This is a genomic window from Nocardioides guangzhouensis (assembly GCF_004519545.1).
GTDB lineage: Bacteria > Actinomycetota > Actinomycetes > Propionibacteriales > Nocardioidaceae > Nocardioides > Nocardioides guangzhouensis.
The window spans coordinates 16,472-35,101 of sequence record NZ_SDKM01000031.1; the positions used below are offsets into that span (position 1 = coordinate 16,472).

Annotated in this window: 22 protein-coding genes; 5 read left to right on the forward strand and 17 right to left on the reverse strand. The window is 72.1% G+C overall.

Translation table 11 applies throughout. The features are described 5' to 3' along the window. Positions 1-45: 45 nt before the first annotated feature. The 5 genes from prcA to EKO23_RS18490 form a co-directional block, all read right to left on the reverse strand. Positions 46-1,047, reverse strand: a complete 1,002-nt coding sequence (prcA, locus tag EKO23_RS18470) for a proteasome subunit alpha (protein WP_134719606.1) — start codon at positions 1,045-1,047, stop codon at positions 46-48. Between the two features lie 72 nt (positions 1,048-1,119). Then, positions 1,120-1,962: a proteasome subunit beta gene (gene prcB / locus EKO23_RS18475; RefSeq protein ID WP_134719607.1), complete on the reverse strand. Its 843-nt coding sequence runs from the start codon at positions 1,960-1,962 to the stop codon at positions 1,120-1,122. After that, a complete protein-coding gene (locus EKO23_RS18480) occupies positions 1,959-2,156 on the reverse strand; it encodes a ubiquitin-like protein Pup (RefSeq protein ID WP_134719608.1) in 198 nt (65 codons plus the stop codon). The genes prcB and EKO23_RS18480 overlap by 4 nt, the downstream gene beginning before the upstream one ends. A 24-nt stretch (positions 2,157-2,180) precedes the next feature. Further along, positions 2,181-3,689: a depupylase/deamidase Dop gene (gene dop, locus EKO23_RS18485; RefSeq protein WP_134719609.1), complete on the reverse strand. Its 1,509-nt coding sequence runs from the start codon at positions 3,687-3,689 to the stop codon at positions 2,181-2,183. A 30-nt stretch (positions 3,690-3,719) separates the two neighbouring features. Continuing rightward, positions 3,720-3,929 carry a hypothetical protein gene (locus EKO23_RS18490; RefSeq protein WP_134719610.1) on the reverse strand — a complete coding sequence of 70 codons (210 nt, stop codon included), beginning with the start codon at positions 3,927-3,929 and terminating at the stop codon, positions 3,720-3,722. 214 nt (positions 3,930-4,143) lie between these two features. Between EKO23_RS18490 and EKO23_RS18495 the strand changes: the two genes are divergently transcribed. After that, a complete protein-coding gene (locus EKO23_RS18495; RefSeq protein WP_134719611.1) occupies positions 4,144-4,764 on the forward strand; it encodes a class I SAM-dependent methyltransferase in 621 nt (206 codons plus the stop codon). A gap of 72 nt (positions 4,765-4,836) precedes the next feature. Then, positions 4,837-5,610 (forward strand): MBL fold metallo-hydrolase, encoded by a 774-nt coding sequence (locus EKO23_RS18500; RefSeq protein ID WP_134719612.1) that lies wholly within the window; start codon positions 4,837-4,839, stop codon positions 5,608-5,610. Positions 5,611-5,619: 9 nt separating this feature from the next. On the opposite strand, the gene EKO23_RS18505 is transcribed toward EKO23_RS18500, so the two are convergent. From EKO23_RS18505 to EKO23_RS18525, 5 genes are all read right to left on the reverse strand, one after another. Beyond that, positions 5,620-5,808 carry a hypothetical protein gene (locus EKO23_RS18505; protein WP_134719613.1) on the reverse strand — a complete coding sequence of 63 codons (189 nt, stop codon included), beginning with the start codon at positions 5,806-5,808 and terminating at the stop codon, positions 5,620-5,622. A gap of 85 nt (positions 5,809-5,893) precedes the next feature. Beyond that, positions 5,894-6,244 carry a hypothetical protein gene (locus EKO23_RS18510; RefSeq protein ID WP_134719614.1) on the reverse strand — a complete coding sequence of 117 codons (351 nt, stop codon included), beginning with the start codon at positions 6,242-6,244 and terminating at the stop codon, positions 5,894-5,896. Between the two features lie 42 nt (positions 6,245-6,286). Next, positions 6,287-8,026, reverse strand: coding sequence for a proteasome ATPase (gene arc / locus EKO23_RS18515; protein WP_134719615.1), 1,740 nt, complete (start codon positions 8,024-8,026; stop codon positions 6,287-6,289). 121 nt (positions 8,027-8,147) lie between these two features. After that, a complete protein-coding gene (locus EKO23_RS18520; protein WP_134719616.1) occupies positions 8,148-9,164 on the reverse strand; it encodes a tRNA (adenine-N1)-methyltransferase in 1,017 nt (338 codons plus the stop codon). Positions 9,165-9,207: 43 nt separating this feature from the next. After that, the gene (locus EKO23_RS18525; protein ID WP_246051179.1) at positions 9,208-10,374 is read right to left on the reverse strand and encodes a site-2 protease family protein; all 1,167 of its coding nucleotides are present in this window, start codon (positions 10,372-10,374) and stop codon (positions 9,208-9,210) included. Positions 10,375-10,496: 122 nt separating this feature from the next. Between EKO23_RS18525 and EKO23_RS18530 the strand changes: the two genes are divergently transcribed. Continuing rightward, the gene (locus EKO23_RS18530; RefSeq protein WP_425464409.1) at positions 10,497-11,456 is read left to right on the forward strand and encodes a RecB family exonuclease; all 960 of its coding nucleotides are present in this window, start codon (positions 10,497-10,499) and stop codon (positions 11,454-11,456) included. Positions 11,457-11,636: 180 nt separating this feature from the next. Next, positions 11,637-12,068, forward strand: a complete 432-nt coding sequence (locus tag EKO23_RS18535) for a hypothetical protein (RefSeq protein ID WP_134719617.1) — start codon at positions 11,637-11,639, stop codon at positions 12,066-12,068. A 10-nt stretch (positions 12,069-12,078) separates the two neighbouring features. On the opposite strand, the gene EKO23_RS18540 is transcribed toward EKO23_RS18535, so the two are convergent. From EKO23_RS18540 to EKO23_RS18560, 5 genes are all read right to left on the reverse strand, one after another. Beyond that, a complete protein-coding gene (locus EKO23_RS18540; RefSeq protein ID WP_134719618.1) occupies positions 12,079-12,726 on the reverse strand; it encodes a response regulator in 648 nt (215 codons plus the stop codon). Then, positions 12,723-13,997 carry a sensor histidine kinase gene (locus EKO23_RS18545; RefSeq protein ID WP_134719619.1) on the reverse strand — a complete coding sequence of 425 codons (1,275 nt, stop codon included), beginning with the start codon at positions 13,995-13,997 and terminating at the stop codon, positions 12,723-12,725. Before EKO23_RS18545 ends, EKO23_RS18540 begins: the two co-directional genes overlap by 4 nt. Before the next feature lie 91 nt (positions 13,998-14,088). Further along, positions 14,089-14,478, reverse strand: a complete 390-nt coding sequence (locus EKO23_RS18550) for a hypothetical protein (protein ID WP_134719620.1) — start codon at positions 14,476-14,478, stop codon at positions 14,089-14,091. A gap of 99 nt (positions 14,479-14,577) precedes the next feature. After that, positions 14,578-16,272 (reverse strand): aminotransferase class V-fold PLP-dependent enzyme, encoded by a 1,695-nt coding sequence (locus EKO23_RS18555; RefSeq protein ID WP_134719621.1) that lies wholly within the window; start codon positions 16,270-16,272, stop codon positions 14,578-14,580. Positions 16,273-16,300: 28 nt separating this feature from the next. Beyond that, positions 16,301-16,861 (reverse strand): CGNR zinc finger domain-containing protein, encoded by a 561-nt coding sequence (locus EKO23_RS18560; RefSeq protein WP_217702693.1) that lies wholly within the window; start codon positions 16,859-16,861, stop codon positions 16,301-16,303. Between the two features lie 146 nt (positions 16,862-17,007). Here EKO23_RS18560 and EKO23_RS25400 point away from each other — a divergent pair, with 146 nt between their 5' ends. After that, the gene (locus EKO23_RS25400) at positions 17,008-17,160 is read left to right on the forward strand and encodes a hypothetical protein (protein ID WP_167880548.1); all 153 of its coding nucleotides are present in this window, start codon (positions 17,008-17,010) and stop codon (positions 17,158-17,160) included. 80 nt (positions 17,161-17,240) lie between these two features. Here the strand turns inward: EKO23_RS25400 and EKO23_RS18565 are convergent, their stop codons facing one another. Both EKO23_RS18565 and EKO23_RS18570 read right to left on the reverse strand, forming a co-directional pair. Further along, positions 17,241-17,969 carry a Type 1 glutamine amidotransferase-like domain-containing protein gene (locus EKO23_RS18565; protein ID WP_134719622.1) on the reverse strand — a complete coding sequence of 243 codons (729 nt, stop codon included), beginning with the start codon at positions 17,967-17,969 and terminating at the stop codon, positions 17,241-17,243. A gap of 9 nt (positions 17,970-17,978) precedes the next feature. Further along, positions 17,979-18,629 carry an HAD family hydrolase gene (locus tag EKO23_RS18570; protein ID WP_134719623.1) on the reverse strand — a complete coding sequence of 217 codons (651 nt, stop codon included), beginning with the start codon at positions 18,627-18,629 and terminating at the stop codon, positions 17,979-17,981. Position 18,630: the final 1 nt, after the last annotated feature.

Genomic DNA, 18,630 nt, shown 5'->3' on the forward strand with positions numbered 1-18,630 from the left:
GTGGGCGCCGTGCCGAAAACGATCAGACCGGGCCAGGGAACGGGGTCAGCCCAGGGGGTCGTTCGGGTCAATCGGCGGCCGGTCCGGCTCCTCGGGGCCGGGCTCGGCTGGTGCGGTGCCGGACGGCTCGTCGGGTCGCGGAGGCGGCGGGGCGTTCGGCGGAGCGATCGGCGGGGCGATCGGCGGCTCGCCGGTGACCGGGCTCTCGAGCGGGGGCATGCCGCCGCTGACCTGGTCGGTCGGGTCGGAGGGCTGGTCGGCCTCAGGGGACGTCGCCGCCGGGCCGGGCTCCTCGGGCTCCTCGGGCGCCTCGTCCGCGGCGTGCTCGCCGGGGCCACGGTCGCCGAGCAGCTCGGAGAGGCGGGCGGCCCGGATCCGGCGGAACTTCCGCGGCTGGGTGCGGGTGCGGTCGAGCACCGCGACCTCGAGGTCCTCGTCGGGGATCACCCGGTCCGAGGACTCTCCCCGCTCATTGGCGGTGTGTCCCAGGGCCGCCACGGCGAGGCGGAGCGCGTCCTCGAGGGACGCGCCCTCGGCGTACCGCTCCTTGAGGTACGCCGCGACCACGTCGGCCGCGCCCCCCATCACGGCGTAGCCGTGCTCGTCGGCCACCTGGCCGTCGTAGGTGAGCCGGTAGATCTGGTCGTCGGCGGCGAGCTCGCCGATCTCGGCCACGAAGATCTCGACCTCGTACGGCTTCTCGCCGCCGGAGGAGAAGATCGTGCCGAGGGTCTGGGCGTAGGCGTTCGCCAGGCCCCGGCCGGTCACGTCCCGCCGGTCGTAGGCGTAGCCGCGCATGTCCGCGAGCCGGACGCCGGCGATCCGGAGGTTCTCGAACTCGTTGTAGCGGCCGACCGCGGCGAACGCGATCCGGTCGTAGATCTCCGACACCTTGTGCAGCGCCTGGGAGGGGTTCTCGGAGACGAACAGCACGCCGTCGGCGTACTGGACGGCCACCACGGACCGTCCCCGGGCGATGCCCTTGCGTGCGAAGTCCGCCCGGTCCTTCATCAGCTGTTCCGGGGAGACGTAGAACGGCATGCTCATTTCGGGGTCCCCGCGGAAGCGCGAGCGGAGCGAGTGGTGTCGTGGGATGAACTCATGGAGTCAGGGATCCGATCAGGTCAGGGCCGCGGCCGGGCCGTCGGGTCGGTTCATGCGGGCGGCGATCACGCGGTCGGCGGTCGAGGCGACCTCCTCGTCGGGCAGCCGGCGGCCGCCGTCGGCGGTGATCACCTGCACCACCGGGAAGATCCGGCGGGTCACGTCCGGACCACCGGTCGCGGAGTCGTCGTCGGCGGCGTCGTAGAGCGCCTGCACGAGAGCGGTCACGCACTCCTCGGCCGAGAGGTCGTCGCGGTAGAGCTTCTTCAGGGCCCCACGCGCGAACAGCGAGCCCGAGCCGACCGAGTGGAACGCGGTCTCCTCGTAGCGGCCGCCGGTCACGTCGTAGGAGAAGATCCGGCCCTGATCGCCGGTGAGGTCGTAGCCGGCGAACAGCGGCACCACCGCGAGCCCCTGCATCGCCATGCCGAGGTTGGAGCGGATCAGCGCGGCCAGGCGGTTGGCCTTGCCGTCCATGGAGAGCGTGGTGCCCTCGATCTTCTCGTAGTGCTCGAGCTCGGTCTGGAACAGCCGCACCATCTCGACCGCGAGGCCCGCGGTGCCGGCGATGCCGACGCAGCTGAACTCGTCGGCCGGGAAGACCTTCTCGATGTCGCGCTGGGCGATGATGTTGCCCATCGTGGCGCGCCGGTCGCCGGCCATGACCACGCCGCCCGGGTACGTCGCGGCGACGATCGTGGTGCCGTGCGGCGCCAGGTCACCGGCGTTGCCCTGGGGCAGCGAGCGCGACGACGGGAGCAGCTCGGGCGACTGGGCGGTCAGGAAGTCGGTGAACGACGACGTGCCGGGCGCGAGGAACGCGTCCGGCAGGCGCGATCCCGAACCGGCCGGGATCATTCGCCACCCTTCTGGATGAACGACTTCACGAAGTCCTCGGCGTTGGACTCGAGAACGTCGTCGATCTCGTCGAGGATCGCGTCGATGTCCTCGTCGAGCTGCTCCTTGCGCTCGGCGACCGCCGCGTCGGGCGCGACCTCGGGAGCCTCTTCGGTCTCGGAAGACTTCTTCGGCTGCTTCTGCTCCTGTGCCATGCCTTGACCCTATCCACCCGACGGTCAGCGCGTGAGCGCCGCGAACAACTGTTCTGCCGTGTCGCACCGATCGATCAGCTCGCCGACGTGGGTGCGACTGCCCCGCAGCGGGTCGATCGTGGGGACTCGCTGCAGCGACTCGCGCCCGGGCAGGTCGAAGATCACCGAGTCCCAGGACGCGGCGGCCACGTTGTCGGCGTACTTCTCGAGGCAGCGACCGCGGAAGTAGGCCCGGGTGTCCTCCGGGGGGTCGTGCATCGCCCCCTCGATGGTGACGTCGTCGAGCAGCCGCTCGATCCGGCCCCGGCCGGCCAGCCGGTGGTAGAGGCCCTTCTCGGGACGGATGTCGGCGTACTGGAGGTCGATCAGGGCCAGCTTGGCGTCGTCCCAGGCCAGCCCGTCGCGCTCGCGGTACTGCTCGAGCAGTGCCTTCTTGGCCACCCAGTCCAGCTCCCGCTCGCACTGCATCGGGTCGGACTCGAGCCGGGTCAGCACCGACTCCCAGCGGGCCAGCACGTCGCGGGTCTGGGTGTCCGCGTCGTCGCCGAGGGTCTCGTCGACGTACTTCCGGGCCAGGTCGAGGTACTCCATCTGGAGCTGGACGGCGGTCAGCTTGCGGCCGTCGAGCAGGCCGACCAGCTCGGTGCAGGTGGGGTCGTGCGAGATCGCCCGGAGCGAGGCCACCGGCGTCTCCAGCCCGAGGTCGCGGGTGATGAACCGCTCCTCGATCATCGCGAGCACCAGGGCGGTGGTCCCGACCTTGAGGTACGTCGAGACCTCCGAGAGGTTGGCGTCGCCGATGATCACGTGCAGCCGGCGGTACTTCTCCGGGTCCGCGTGCGGTTCGTCGCGGGTGTTGATGATCGGCCGCTTGAGCGTGGTCTCGAGCCCGACCTCGACCTCGAAGTAGTCGGCACGCTGGCTGATCTGGAAGCCGTCGTCGCGGCCGTCCTGGCCGATGCCGACCCGGCCGGCTCCGCAGACCACCTGCCGGGAGACGAAGAACGGGGTGAGGTGCTTGACGATGTCGGCGAACGGCGTCGAGCGCCGCATCAGGTAGTTCTCGTGGGCGCCGTACGACGCGCCCTTGTTGTCGGTGTTGTTCTTGTAGAGCAACAGGGGTGCCGCGCCCGGGACTGCGGAGGCGCGGCGGGCGGCGTCGAGCATGACCTGCTCCCCCGCCTTCTCGAAACGGACCACGTCCAGCGGGGTGGTGACCTCGGGCGTGGAGTACTCCGGGTGGGCGTGGTCGACGTACAGCCGCGCGCCGTTGGTGAGGATGACGTTGGCCAGGCCCATGTCCTCGTCGGTGAGCTGGCTCGGGTCGGCCACCTGCCGGGACATGTCGAACCCGCGGGCGTCGCGGAGCGGTGACTCCTCCTCGAAGTCCCAGCGGGCCCGGCGGGCCTTCGCGGTCGCCGACGCGTAGGCGTTGACCACCTGCGACGACGCCACCATCTGGTTGGCCATGGGCTGGCCGGCCACCGAGATGCCGTACTCGATCTCGGTGCCCATGACCCGGCGAACGCTCATGGCACCGAGCCTACGCGCTGCGGCGTGCGATCAGCTCCAGGACCGGCTGGTGGAGAACGGGGCGGACGAGCCGGCGGCCGGGCTGGCGGCCGGGCTGGCGGACAGGCCGGAGGCGGGGTGCGGGAAGCGGAAGCTCGCGCCGGTGGTGCGCACCGGGGTGTCCTGTCGCGGCCAGCCCCACGCGTCGCGGACGCGCGGGGACGTGCAGCTGCCGCTCTCGTCGATGATCGTGAGGCTCATGGCCGGCTCCTGGTCCGTGGTGCACCCGATCTGGATGTACCTAAACGCTAGGCAGCCGGGGCCCTCCCCGGGATGGGGCGGACCCGCGGGCCGCGCCGGGCTTCCGCACGTCCGGGGGTGGGCTGCCCGCACCCGCGGTGGGGGCTGCCACCGGTCTCCGGCGGGCGTCCCGGGGGCGGTCTACGCTCGGCAGGGGCGGTGCTGAGGAGGCGATGTGGGGATCTGGGGCGACCGGCTGCTGCCGCACGTCATCGACAAGGCCGGTGACACGGCCGAGCTGCGACGGTTGCGGGCCGAGGTCTGCGCCGGCCTGCACGGCACGGTCCTCGAGGTGGGCTTCGGCAGCGGTCTGAACGTCCCGCACTACCCCGCGGCCGTCACCGAGGTGCTCGCGGTGGAGCCGTCCGAGGTTGCCTGGGCGCTCTCCGAGGCCCGGCGCGCGGCCTCGAAGGTTCCCGTACGCCGATCCGGTCTGGACGGCCAGCGGCTCACCGAGGCGGACGGCACGGCCGACTGCGTGCTGTCGACGCTCACCCTGTGCACCATCCCCGACGTGGGCGCCGCGCTGGCCGAGCTCCGCCGGGTGCTCCGCCCCGGTGGGACGCTGCACTTCTTCGAGCACGGCCGTTCGCCCGACCCGGGCGTGGAGCGGTGGCAGCATCGCCTGGACCCGCTGCAGGGCGCGCTGTTCGGCGGCTGCCACCTCAGCCGCGACATGCCGGCACTGGTCCGCGAGGCAGGGTTCTCCGTCGACAGGCTCGAGGAGGCGTACCTCCCCGGCCCTCGGGTCTCCCGGCCCTGGACCTACGGCTACCTTGCGCGGGCGACCCGCTGACCGGGACCGAGCGGTGCGGCATCGCCCGTCTGGGGTGATCCCGCCGCGCGCCGCCCCCGGTTGACTGGCCGCATGAGCCCCGGTCGCCCCCCGTTGAGCCTGAGCTGGCTCGGGCACGCGACGGTGGTCCTCGACTTCGACGGCGTGCGACTGCTCACCGACCCGCTGCTGCGCCCCAACGTCGGCCTGCTGCGGCGGGTCGGCCCGCTCCCCGACCCCGACCTGTGGCGGGACCCGGACGCGGTGCTGATCTCGCACTTGCACCATGACCACGCCGAGGTCGCCTCGCTGCGCCAGGTGGGCGGCGTACCGGTGCTGACCGGGCCGGCCAACGCCGCCTGGGTACGTCGCCGGCTGGACGCGGACTGCCCCCACCTCGGGGAGGACTGGTACGACGTCGGGCACGGGGTCCGGGTGCGACTGGTGCGCGCCGACCACACGGCCCGCCCGATGCCGCACCGGCCCAACGACGCGCACGGTCACCTGGTCCGGGACGGGTCGACGGTGGTGTGGTTCGCGGGCGACACCTCGCTCTACCCGGAGATGGCCGGCCTCCCCGACCTGGCGGGCGGCCGGGTGGACGTCGCGCTGGTGCCGATCGGCGGCTGGGGGCCGAAGCTGTCACCCGGCCACATGGGTCCGGTCGAGGCGGCGGAGGCGTGCGCGATGGTCCGGCCGGCGGCGGTGCTGCCGATCCACCACGGGACCCTGCACCCGCCCCGGATGGGTGGGCCGTGGATCCACCGGGCGCTGGAGGAGTTCCGTGAGGTGCTCCCGCAGCGGTGCCCGGACACGACGCTGCTCGAGGTGCCGCCCGGGGGGACTACCACCTGGCCCGCGCCCTGACAGGCCCGGTCAGCTCCCGCTGGTGGGCGGCATGATCCCGCCGCGACCGGGACTGTTGCCGTACTTCTGCTCGGTCTCGGCCTCACGCGTGTGCCGGTCCCCGCCCGGGGGGACCGCGCCCGTCGCGCGACCGCTGGACCACCACGCGATCGCGAACCCGACCACGACCACCGCTGCCACCACCAACCAGAACATCATGACCGTTCCCCCTTTTCCGAGCGGCCCTGCGAACCGGTCCAGACACTGTGGACGACGCGCGGGACCACGTCAACGGTCGGCGCGTTCACCGGTCGTCGCGGCGCATCGTCGAGGCGTGGGCGACGTTGACCAGCACGATCCCGACCCAGGCGATCAGCAGGGCCAGGTAGTTGCCGGTCACCCCGAGCGTGATGCTGATCGGGATCGCCGCGGTCACGGAGGCGGCACCCAGCACGAACTGGAAGATCATCTGCCGCCGCTCCATCATCTCGCGGTGGTGGCGCCGGTCCGCGGTGGCCCCGACCCGCTGGTCGACGGCACGCTCGACCCGGTCGGCGAAGGACTGCACCAGGTCCGCGTCGTACGCCGGGCCCAGCTCCTGGCGGGCAGCGAGCAGCGCCTCGATGTCGCGTCGTTCGACCTGCTCGTCTCCCACGACTTCCTCCCCCGCGACGCCGCCCGTCCGAGACCGCCGGGCCTAGAGGTACTGGCCGGTGTTGGAGACGGTGTCGATCGAGCGTCCGGGCTCGGTGCCCTGCTTGCCGGTGATGAGCGTGCGGATGAACACGATCCGCTCGCCCTTCTTGCCGGAGATCCGCGCCCAGTCGTCGGGGTTCGTGGTGTTCGGGAGGTCCTCGTTCTCCTTGAACTCGTCCACGCACGCCTGGAGCAGGTGCTGGACCCGCAGGCCCTTCTGGTCGTGGTCGAGGAGGTCCTTGATCGCCATCTTCTTCGCCCGGTCGACGATGTTCTGGATCATCGCGCCGGAGTTGAAGTCCTTGAAGTAGAGGATCTCCTTGTCGCCGTTGGCATAGGTGACCTCCAGGAAGCGGTTCTCCTCGGTCTCGGAGTACATCCGCTCGACCGTGGCCCGGATCATGCCGCCCACGCACTCGTCGCGGGAGCCGTGGAACTCGGCGAGGTCCTCGGCGTGCAGCGGCAGGTCGGCGGTGAGGTACTTGCTGAAGATGTCACGGGCCGACTCGGCGTCGGGGCGCTCGATCTTGATCTTCACGTCCAGCCGGCCGGGGCGCAGGATCGCGGGGTCGATCATGTCCTCGCGGTTGGAGGCGCCGATGACCAGGACGTTCTCCAGCGTCTCGACGCCGTCGATCTCGCTGAGCAGCTGCGGGACGATGGTGTTCTCGACGTCGGAGGAGACGCCGGAGCCGCGGGTGCGGAACAGCGAGTCCATCTCGTCGAAGAACACGATGACGGGCGTGCCCATGCTGGCCTTCTCACGGGCCCGCTGGAACACGAGCCGGATGTGCCGCTCGGTCTCGCCGACGTACTTGTTGAGCAGCTCGGGGCCCTTGATGTTGAGGAAGTAGGACTTCCCCTCCTGCCCGGTCCGCGCCGCCACCTTCTTGGCCAGGGAGTTCGCGACCGCCTTGGCGATCAGCGTCTTGCCGCAGCCGGGCGGGCCGTAGAGCAGCACGCCCTTCGGCGGCTTGAGCTGGTGCTCCTTGAAGAGCTCGGGGTAGAGGTAGGGCAGCTCGACGGCGTCGCGGATCTGCTCGATCTGGCCGACCAGGCCACCGATCGACTCGTAGGCGATGTCCGGGACCTCCTCGAGCACGAGCTCCTCGACCTCGGACTTGGGGACCCGCTCGTAGACGTAGCCCGCGCGCGTGTCCAGCAGCAGCGAGTCGCCCGCACGCAGGGTCACCTGGCGCAGCGGCTCGGCGATGCGGACCACGCGCTCCTCGTCGGCGTTCGCGATCACCAGGACGCGGTCGCCGTCGGCGAGGATCTCCTTGAGCATCACGACCTCGCCGACCTCCTCGAAGTCGAGCGCGGCGACGACGTTCAGCGCCTCGTTGAGCATGACCTCCTGGCCACGCTGGAGGGTCTCGAGGTCGACGCTCGGGCTGACGCTCACGCGTAGCTTGCGGCCGCCGGTGAACACGTCGATCGAGTCGTCCTCGTTGCGGTTGAGGAAGGTGCCGAAGCCGGCCGGTGGCTGCGCGAGCCGGTCGACCTCTTCCTTCAGCGTCATGATCTGGTCCCGAGCCTCACGGAGGGTCTGGGCCAGGCGCTCGTTCTGCGAGGTCACCGCGGCCAGCGATCGCTGGGTGTCGGCGAGCCGCTGCTCGAGCGCGTGGGAGTGCGACGGGCCGTCCGCCAGGCGGCGGCGCAGGTCGGTGACCTCGGCCTCCAGGAAGCGAACCTGGGCGGCGAGCTCGTCGGCGTTGCGTGAGTTGTCCGAAGCCGGCATCTGCCTCACCTCCTACCTCTGCGACCTTACCTACTCCTGCGACGTTACGGAGCCGTTGGCACGCCCAGACGGACAACGATTCGGCAGCGATGCCCACCTGTCGTACCCGGCTGGTCCGACTTCATGACTCGAACGGCTCATCGGCGACCTGCGGCGGCAGGTCCAACGGGCGGGGGCCGGTGTAGTCCACGCCGTAGGCGCCGGGCGCCGGGCGCCGCTTCTTGGCCGGCGGCTTCTCCCCCGGCGCCATCCGGCGGGCGGTCACCAGGAACGCCGTGTGCCCCATCATCTTGTGGCCGGGGCGTACGGCGAGCCCCTCGACGTGCCAGTCGCGGACCAGCGACTCCCAGGCGTGCGGGTCGGTGAACCCGCCGTGGGCACGCACGGTCTCGACGAAGCGGGACAGCTGGGTCGTGGTCGCGACGTACGCGACGAGGATGCCGCCGGGCACCAGTGCGTCGGAGCAGACGTCCACGCACTCCCACGGCGCGAGCATGTCGAGGATGATCCGGTCGACCGTCTCGCCGGCCCGGGGCAGCTCCTCGGCCAGGTCGCCGAGCCGCAGCTCCCAGGCGGGGTGGGACTGCCCCTCCGTCCCGCCGAAGAACTGGGTGACGTTGCGACGGGCGACGTCCGCGAACTCCTCGCGGCGCTCGAAGGACAGCACCCGTCCCAGGGGTCCGACCGCGCGGAGCAGCGAGCAGGTCAGCGCGCCGGAGCCGACGCCGGCCTCGACCACGCGTGCGCCCGGGAAGATGTCGGCCATCGCGACGATCTGGGCCGCGTCCTTGGGGTAGACCACCGCGGCGCCGCGGGGCATCGACACCACGAACTCGGAGAGCAGGGGGCGGAAGACCAGGTAGACGCCACCGGCCGACGACTGGACGGTGAAGCCCTCCTCGCGTCCGATCAGCTCGTCGTGGTCGAAGTGGCCGCGGTTGCTGAAGAAGCGCTTGCCCGGCTCGAGGCAGATGTTGTGCCGCCGGCCCTTCTGGTCGGTGAGGCGCACCCACTCCCCGGCCCGCAGCGGCCCGCGGTGGACGCCCGACCAGGCCTCGGCGGGCACGTCGGTCGAGGCGGGTCCGCCCGCGGTGGGTGCGGCGGGGGCTTCGCTGCGGGCGTCGGCGGGGTCCGGCATGCCCGGAACCCTAGTACCGGCACCGGGCCGGCGGACGGCGAGGTCAGTGCCCGCGCTGGCTGAACGCGCGGTCGACGTCGGCCGTGGCGAGCACGCCGTAGATCGAGCCGTCGTCCTCGAGGAGGAGGTACTCCTGGGCCGGCTTGCGCGTGATCGCCTTGATCAGCTCCTCGCCGAAGATCGACACCGGGAGCGTGAGTCCGTCCTCGATCGTGCGCGACACCGCGGAGACCGTCAGCCAGGGGCGGCGGTCCTCGGGGAGGGCGAGCAGGGCGGCCTCGTTGACGATGCCGATCGGCGTGCCCGCGCTGGACACGGTGACGATGCTCCCGGCCTGTGCCTCCTGCGCGCGGCGTACGGCCTCGGCGACCGGCAGGTTGTCGGGCACGGTGAGGGTACGGCGGGCGAGGTCACGGGCGACCAGGGACGGCAGCCGCCGGCGGATGCGGGCGCTCTGCATGGCCGCGGTCGCACCGGTCCACAGGAACAGCGCGATGACGAAGGTCAGGACGTAGTCGACGATCTGCGGCGAGCTGCCGGTGAACCGCTCCTGCAGCGCCGGCCAGAACAGCACCACCACCGCGGCGACGCGCCCGCCCCACCCGGCGGCGATGGTGCCGCGGTGCGGGTTGCCGGTGATGCGCCAGACGCCGGCCTTGAGCACCCGACCACCGTCGAGCGGCAGGCCGGGGACCAGGTTGAGCACGCCGACGAGGAGGTTGGCGAACAGCAGGCCGCCGAGGGCGAGCTTGATGAGGCCGCCCGGCACGGCGAGCCAGAGGAGGCCGGCGAGCAGCCCGACCAGGATCGAGGCGATCGGGCCGACCACCGCGATCACGAACTCCTCGCGTGGGTTGCGGGCCTCTCCTTCGATCGCGGTCGCGCCGCCGAGGAAGTGGAGGGTGATCGAGTCGACCGGGTGGCCGTAGCGCTTGGCCGCGATGGCGTGCGCCGCCTCGTGCACCAGCACGGAGAGGTAGAGGACGACAGCGAACGCGAACCCGGCGACGTACTTCCAGCCGCCGAGGCCGGGCCGCGCCTGGTCCACGGCAGGCCCCATGACGAACGAGATCAGGGCCGCGATGAAGAACCACGAGGTGGTGATCAGCACGTCGGTGCCGGCGATCTGACCGATGCGGATCGTGCCCGGGGGCCGGGGGCGGCGCAACGGTCCGTCGGGATCGCTGCGCTGGGGATCATGTGCCGACACGTGGCGAGGCTAGCCGATCGGCGATGGCCGCCGGGGTCCCCGGGTCCCGTGCCTCCACGGCACCTCTCCGAAATGCCTCCCGGGTCCGGGGACGTGTCGGTGCGGTGTCCTAGGGTCGAGCCATGACAGCGATGCCGCGGCAGCAGCCGGCCACCGAGCCCGCAGGGTCGCCGGCCGACCACCACGGGACGCCGGTCGACGGTGTCGACGTGCTCGGTGCGCTCTCGCCGAGCCGGGCCGGCGACTTCATGACCTGCCCGCTGCTCTACCGCTTCCGCACCGTGGACAAGCTGCCCGAGGAGCCGTCACCCGACGCCGTTCGGGGGACCCTGGTGCACAAGGTGCTGGAGGACCTCTTCGACCTCCCGGCGCCCGAGCGCACTCCCGAGCAGGCCCGCGAGATGCTGACCCCGGCGTGGGACGCGCTGCTCGAGGCCGAGCCGGCCGTCGCCGAGATGTTCGCCCCGCCGTCCGAGGACGACCCGGGCCTCGACCTGGGCGCCTGGCTGACCTCGTGCCGGCAGGTGCTCGACCGCTACTTCGAGCTCGAGGACCCGCGCCGGCTCGAGCCGGCCGAGCGGGAGCTGTACGTCGAGACGCTGCTGGAGTCCAAGCTCCTGCTGCGCGGCTTCGTGGACCGGATCGACGTGGCCCCGAACGGCATGATCCGGGTGGTCGACTACAAGACCGGGCGGTCGCCGGGCGAGTCGTTCGAGGCCAAGGCGCTGTTCCAGATGAAGTTCTACGCGCTGGTGATCTGGCGCACCCGCGGCGTGATCCCGGCGATGCTGCAGCTGGTCTACCTCGGCAACGGCGAGATGCTGCGCTACCAGCCGGACGAGGCCGACCTGCTCGCCACCGAGCGCAAGGTGGAGGCCATCTGGCAGGCCATCCGTCGCGCCGAGCTCTCCGGCGACTGGCGGCCTCACCGCAGCCGGCTCTGCGACTGGTGCAGCCACCAGGCGCTGTGCCCCGAGTTCGGTGGCACGCCTCCGCCGCTGCCGATCTTCCAGATCCCGCCACCCGCCGCCGACCCCGCCGGCGACGTCGGCACCGACGAGGGCGTGGCCGGCCGGCCCTGAGCACTGCCCGTCGACCGCGCGAGCTGCCAGGCCTCGCGGGCCGAGCGGCCCCGTCTTGCGGCGATCCGTGCGAGAAGCATGTCTCGAGGCCCGGATCGGTTGGGTTCTGCACGGATCGCCGGACGGGTGGCGTGAGGGGTGACCCCTTCCACGGGCGGCCGGTTCACTAGGGTGGCCTCGATGAGCGAGTCCGACTACTGCGACCTGTGCGACCTCCCCTTGTCGCAGTGCGTCCACGGGATGTCGCCGGCGGAGCCGAAGCCGGTCGCGAAGACTCCCCCGAAGCGCAGGCCCAGCGTGGCGCGGACCCGCACTCCCGGGAGTCCTCCGAAGCCGGTGACCCGGCGCTGGACGCCGCCCGACGTCTTCAAGCCGCTCATCGTGGCCGTGCTCGAGGAGGCCGGCGGCGAGCTCGAGGCCGACGACCTGTTCCTCGAGCTGGAGATCGCAGCCGAGGACCGGTTGCTGCCCGGCGACCGGGAGCTGACCCCGGAGGGTGAGCTGCGCTGGTGGTACGCCGCCCGCCGGGCGCGGCAGGCCCTGATCAGCGAGGGTGCGATGACCAAGGGGCAGCCCGGGATGTGGCAGCTGGCCCGGCCGGACGCCGGCTGACGGCGCGGGGTCAGAGGTTCCGCTCGACCCAGATCGCGGCCTGGGTGCGGTCGCGGACGCCGATCCGGGCGAACGCCGAGGTGAGGTGTGCCTTGACGGTGCGCTCGGTGATGCCGAGCCGGCGAGCGATCTGCTTGTTCGCCAGCCCCTGCCGGACCAGCGTGAGCACGTCGATCTCCCGCGGGGTGAGCTGGACCGAGCCGGCCGGCGGGCCCTGCCCGACCCGGGCGCCGAGCAGCTCCCGGGCGGCCCGGGGGTGGATCGGGGACTCGCCACGGCTGACCGCGCGGATACCGTCGAGCACGTCGTCGGGATCGGCGTCCTTGAGCAGGTAGCCGACCGCCCCGGCGTCGAGGGCGGCCACGATCCGCTCCCCGTCGGAGAACGACGTCAGCACCAGCACCTGCGTGCCGGACGTCTCCGCCAGGATCGAGCGAGTCGCACTGACCCCGTCCACGTGGGGCATCTGCAGGTCCATCAGCACCACGTCGGGGGTCGTCTCGTGCACCTTCTCCAGGGCCTCCGCGCCATCCGCGGCCGACCCGACCACCTCCATGTCGGCGGCGCCGGCGACCAGCTGCTCGAGCCCGCTGCGGAGCACCGGGTGGTCGTCGACCACCAGCACGCGGATCTTCCCACCCACGGTCGGGCCGGTCATCGGGGCACCTCCAGGCGGATCGTGGTTCCGTGCCCGGGCAGCGAGCGCACCTCGAGCTGACCGCCGGTGTCGGCGATCAGGCTCTCGAGGCCACGCAGCCCGAAGCGCGTGGGGTCCTGCACGCGGTCGGGGCGGAAGCCGCGGCCGTCGTCGGAGACCTCGAGCAGCACCCGGTCCGCGTCCCCGCGGACGGTGACCGACAGGTGCGCGGCGCCGGCGTGCCGGATCGCGTTGCGTACCGCCTCCTGGGCGACCCGCCACACCAGCGCGACCTGCTCGTCGGGCACCCCCGCCAGGCCCTCGACGGACACGCTGGCCGCGGTCCCGACGGTAGCGGCCGGGGCGACCAGGTCGTGCAGCGCCGCGGTCAGCCCGTCCGCCTGCAGGTCCGGCGGGTGGATCTCGACCAGCAGCGAGCGCAGCGAGGTCAGGCTGTCGCGGATCGACGCCCCTGCCCGGTCCAGCGCCTCCCGCTGGGTGGGGTCGGACTCGGAGCGGGCGAGCGCCGAGACCGCGAACGCCGTACCGGCAAGGTCCTGGACCACCCCGTCGTGCAGGTCGCGTGCGATCCGCCGGCGCTCGTAGTCGCTGGCGGTGGCCGCGGTGCGCAGCAGCCGCTCGCGGTCGGCCGCGGCGCCGGTGAGGCGCCGGGTGAGCACCCAGAGCATCGGGGTGGCCACCAGCAGGAGCACGGCCAGGCCGCCCAGCGTGATCCGGTTGAACGGCCGGAAGACCTCCTGCTTGCGGGCGTCGAGGTCGTCGACCGAGAAGTACGCCTCGAACAGCAACGGCTTGCCCTCCGGGGAGACGATCTGTGTGTAGACCTCGACGACACCGCGGCTGGACCGCTCGAAGCGGTTCTCCGGCCGGCCGAGGTCGGAGACCTCCGCGTCCGTGCCGCCTCCGCCGAGGATCTCCTGCTCCTCGTCCCCGAGATCGAAGCTGGTGCCGATCAGCTCGGGCCGGTCGGAGTAGACGATGGTGCCGTTCGCGTCCCAGATCTTGATCCGGAGCACGTCGCGGACCAGGAGCCGGTCGACCACCCGCTGGTCGAACCGGTCGACGGCTCCGGGGTCCCCGTCGGCGAGGCCCCGCGGCATCGCGGGCTCGGCGACCGAGTGCGCCAGGATCTCGGTGGTCGTCCGGGCGTCGTTGATCGCCTCCGTGCTGGCGGCTCGGCCGCTCAGCAGCCAGGTGCCCACGGCGATCACGACGGCGGTGAGGATCCCGACCACGAGGAACTGCGCGACCGGGTTCCTGATCACGCGCACGGCCGGCCCTCCTGGTTCGACGCCCCTCCTGGGTGGACGACGACGTCAGGATAGGTCGCCGACCCGGCCGGGACGCGCAGTCCCGTACCGCTCAGATGCGCACCGTGCCGCGGCAGACCTCGCCGCTGCGCGGGTTCTTGGCGCGGAAGGTGATCGTGTCGGTCCCGCGACGGTTCACCAGCCGGCGCTCGACGGAGAACGAGCCGCTGGGTGCGTGGGTGCGGGCCCAGCCGCGGGCCGAGACCGACCCGTCGTGCACGAGCCGCCAGCGCCAGGTCTGGCCGTTGCGGTTGCTGTCGACCTCGCCCTCGACCTCGATACGGCCGTCGTCGTGCTTGGCCTTGAGCTTCCAGTCGGCGGAGCCGGTGCAGCTGCCGCGCCGCACCACCTCGTCGCCGCGGGCGGTCGCGGGCGCGGCGACCGCGATGGGGACGGCGACGGCCGTCAGGGTGGCGATCGCGATGCCGTGGCGGATGTTCATGGGTGCCTCCTCGTCGGTGTGCACCCAGCCTCCGACTCCCGCGGTCGGAGTCGCCATTGTCTGTTGGTACTAGGACCTGTCGGCCCGCTCCCGACGGGGTCAGCGCGGGCGTACGTCGATCGCGTCCGCGGGGAGGTCGAACCACCGGAGGTGCTCGAAGTCGGCGCTCACCTCGCCGGGGTGTCGGTCCAGGTCCGGCCCGACCGCGGCCGCCAGGATCGCGGCTCCGTCCTCGAGCTGCTGGGCCAGCATCTCCTCGCCCGCGTCGAGGCAGTTGGTGGGCATCGACACCGACCCGTCGTCGTACCGGACGTCGTACAGGCTGATCGGCGGCTCGACCACACCGGCGCGGTGCCGCCAGCGCCCGGTGACCGGGTCGAAGAGGTAGTCGCCGAGCAGCTTCCAGCCGTCGCGGGCCACCATCCGGACCGCTTCCACGATGTAGTCGGCGACGGTGTCGGAGATGAAGTAGTTGAAGTTCACCCGGACCCAGCCCGGCTTGATCCCCTCGCAGCCGCCGGCGATCTCGCGCTCGAACTCGTGGGAGCGGTCGAGGTCGATCCCGAGCAGCCGGTGGCCGTAGGGGCCGGCGCACGAGCAGCCGCCACGGGACTGGACGCCGAACAGGTCGTTGAGCACGGCGACCACGAAGTTGTGGTGCAGGTAGCGCCCGGACGGCGAGCGCACCACGAACGAGACGATCGAGAGGCGTTCGGCGTCGAGGTTGCCGAGCAGCTCGATGGTGGGCTCGGCCAGCCAGGCCTTGATCGCCCGGGAGAGGAACTCCTCCTCCATCCGCCGGATCGTCGGAACTCCGACCGCGGCCTTGAGCTGGAACACCAGGCCGGCCCGCACCGCCTCGATGATCGCCGGGGTGCCGCCCTCCTCGCGGTGCTCGGGGTCGTCGAGGTAGCGGTGCTCGTCGGGGTTGACGTAGAGCACGGTCCCGCCACCCGGCGTCTCCGGCACCCGGTTGGCGAACAGCTCGCGCCGGGCGACCAGGACCCCGGGGGTCGACGGGCCGCCGATGAACTTGTGCGGCGAGAGGAAGAGCGCGTCCTTGTACGCCAGCGGCAGGTCCGGGTCGGGCGAGGTCATGTCGATGTCGACGTACGGCGCCGCGGCGGCGAAGTCCCAGAAGCTCAGGGCTCCGTGCTCGTGGAGCAGGGTGGCGATCTCGGCGGTCGGGGCCACGATCCCGGTGACGTTCGAGGCGGCCGAGAACGAGCCGATCCGCAGCGGCCGGTCGGCGTACCGCTCGAGCTCCTCGCGCAGCTGTGCGACGTCGATGCCGCCGTCGTGGTCCTCGTGGATGGTCACCACGTCGGCGATCGACTCACGCCACGGGATCTCGTTGGAGTGGTGCTCGAAGGGGCCGATGAACACCACCGGCCGCTCGTCCCGCGGGATGTGCTGCGTGAGGTGGTAGCGGTCCTCCATCGCCGAGGGGATCCGCAGGCCGAGCACGCCGATCAGCTTCGAGATGGCGCCGGTGCACCCGGACCCGGCGAAGATCACGACGGTGTCGTCGTCGCCGCGGACCGCGTCGTGGATGATCCGGCGGGCCTGCTCGCGCAGGCGCGTGGTCTGCAGGCCGGTGCCGCTGGACTCGGTGTGGGTGTTGGCGTAGCTGGGGAGGACCTCGTCGCGGATGAAGTCCTCGAGGAAGGAGAGCGCGCGCCCGGAGGCGGTGTAGTCGGCGTACGTCACCCGGCGTCGGCCGTACGGCGTGGTCATCACGTGGTCCTCGCCGATCACCGACCCCCGGATGAGCACGATCAGCGAGCTGGCCATGACTCAATGTAGTCCCGCGACCGGCTCCTCAGCCGGGGGTTCGGGCACGTTGCCTGGCCCGGTACGCACGGGTCTTCAGCTTGTTCCCGCAGCCGTACTCGCAGAAGGAACGTGAACGGTTCTTGGAGCGGTCGTAGTAGGCCCACTCGCACTCGTCGAACGAGCAGATCTTCAGGCGCCACCACTGGTCGGCGGCAGCCGCCTCGTGGGCGGCGATCCCGATCCGGGCGAGCGCCCCGCGCACGCCCGCGGCGTCGGCGCCGAGGACCGGGGCGCTACCCGCCCACGTCAGCGCGATCGGCAGGTCGGCGAGCGCCGCGGCCAGGGCCGGCAGGTCCGCCCCTCCCCCGTCGTGGTTCAGCTCCAGGGCGCGCCGCAGCCCCGACCGCAGGCGCAACGCGAGGTCGAGGTCGTCGGCGGTGGCCCGGGCCGAGCCGGTCAGCAGGCCCTCCCTGCGCAGGTAGCGCCCGAGCGCCGCCCGGCTGTCCAGCTCGTCGCTCGCCGTCTCGTGATCGGTGGTGTTGACGAAGTCGCGCACCACGGCGACCGAGGCAGGTACGTCGGGACGGGGCAGGTCTACGGTGCTCACCAGCGCTCCTCGGGTCGTCCGCGGTCTGCGGGCCAACAGGGTGCGACACCAGCATAACGCGAATACCAGTTGCAGCGGTGGCGACACCGGCGTAGCGTCATGACTGGTGTCGAACAAGCCAGTCGCACCGAGGTCAGGAGGACACCATGAGCCACTGGGGCTTCGTCATCGAGCAGCTCACCCACGAGGACCAGCGCACCCGTGAGGAGCGCCGACGGCACAGTCGCCGCAAGGCGGCCCGGGTCACCCGCCGCCGCGCGTCGACGCGCGGCCGCGAGGACACGACCGGCACGTTCTGACGCAGCTCAAACACCCTGCGAGGCGCGAGTCGACGCGCAGCGGGGCGCAACTCAACGCGCAGCGGGGCGCGACTCAACGGTCAGCGGAGCCAGCCGGGGAGGTCCACGGGTCCGGCGGAGCGGCGGATGATCCGCACCGCGTGCACGGGCTCGGCCTCGCAGAACCACACCGAGCCGGTGCCGACCACGCGCATCCCGGTCTCGCCCACGACCAGCACGGTGTCCTCGTCGATGGCCACCGCCCGGGTGACCCAGCCGTTGTCGACGATCGCGACCGCGCGGCTGAGCGTCCCCGCCTGGGCGGCGTGGACGTCGCTGGTGAATCGCACCAGCCCGAGCCCCGACTCGAGGGCGATCTGGGTCAGGCCCTCCGAGCAGTCCTCGTGCACCACCTCCAGGGTGCCCATCCGGTGCCCGCCGACCAGCGAGGTGTCCCCGGCGACCATCGCCCCGGCCGAGAACCCGGCGTACGGCGTGCCCCCGGCCACGGCCGACCGGACGACGCCGGCCACGTCGTGCAGCCCCGCGTGGTACCGGGGCGTCGAGCCGCCGGCCACCACGATGCCGGCCGCGCCCTCGAAGCTCTCGGGCGCCACCTCGGCGTCGTCACCGATCAGCACCGCGCGGATCTCGACGCCGGGGCCGGCCAGGCCCGTGTAGCTCGGGAGGTGGCGCTCGAGGACGCCCTCGGTCTCGACCAGCACCACGACCAGCGCGCCCTCACGGGCTGCCACCTCGGCGCGGAAGCCGTCGAGGAGGCCAGCGGTGGGGCAGGTCGACGGGTCGCCGCCCACCAGGTAGATCGCCATGTCGGGAGGCTAGCGTGCCGGCGCCGGGAGGTCGTCGTACGTCGTGCCGACGAGGGTCTCGCGGAACACCCGCCGCTCGCCAGGGAGCACCGGCACGTGGTTCTCCACGACCAGCACGGTGCAGCCGGCGGACTCTGCGGAGCGGGCCCCGGTGTTGGAGTCCTCGATCGCGAGGCAGTCGGCCGGCTCGACGCCGAGGATGCCGGCCGCGGTGAGGTACGGCTCGGGGTGCGGCTTCCCGTTGCTGACCGCGTCGCCGGTCACGACCGCCTCGAACGTGTCCGGTGGCAGCGCGGCCAGGATCGGCGCGACGAACCGCCGCCACGACATGGTGACCAGGGCGCAGCGCACGCCGGCCCGGTTGAGGTCGGCCAGCAGGTCCACCGCACCGGGCCGCCACGGCACCTCACGCTCGACCCTGGCCACGACTCCGTCGAGCAGCTCCTCGACGATCTGGGCCGGCTCGAGGTCGATGCCCATGTGCTCGCGGATGTAGCGGCCCGAGTCGAGCAGGTCGTTCCCGACCAGGTTGAGCGCGTGCTCCTCGCTCCAGCTGCCTCCGTGCCGCTCGGCGATGGCGTACTCGGTCTCGATCCAGTACGGCTCGGTGTCGACGAGCGTGCCGTCCATGTCCCAGAGCACCGCCGCGTACTCACCCACC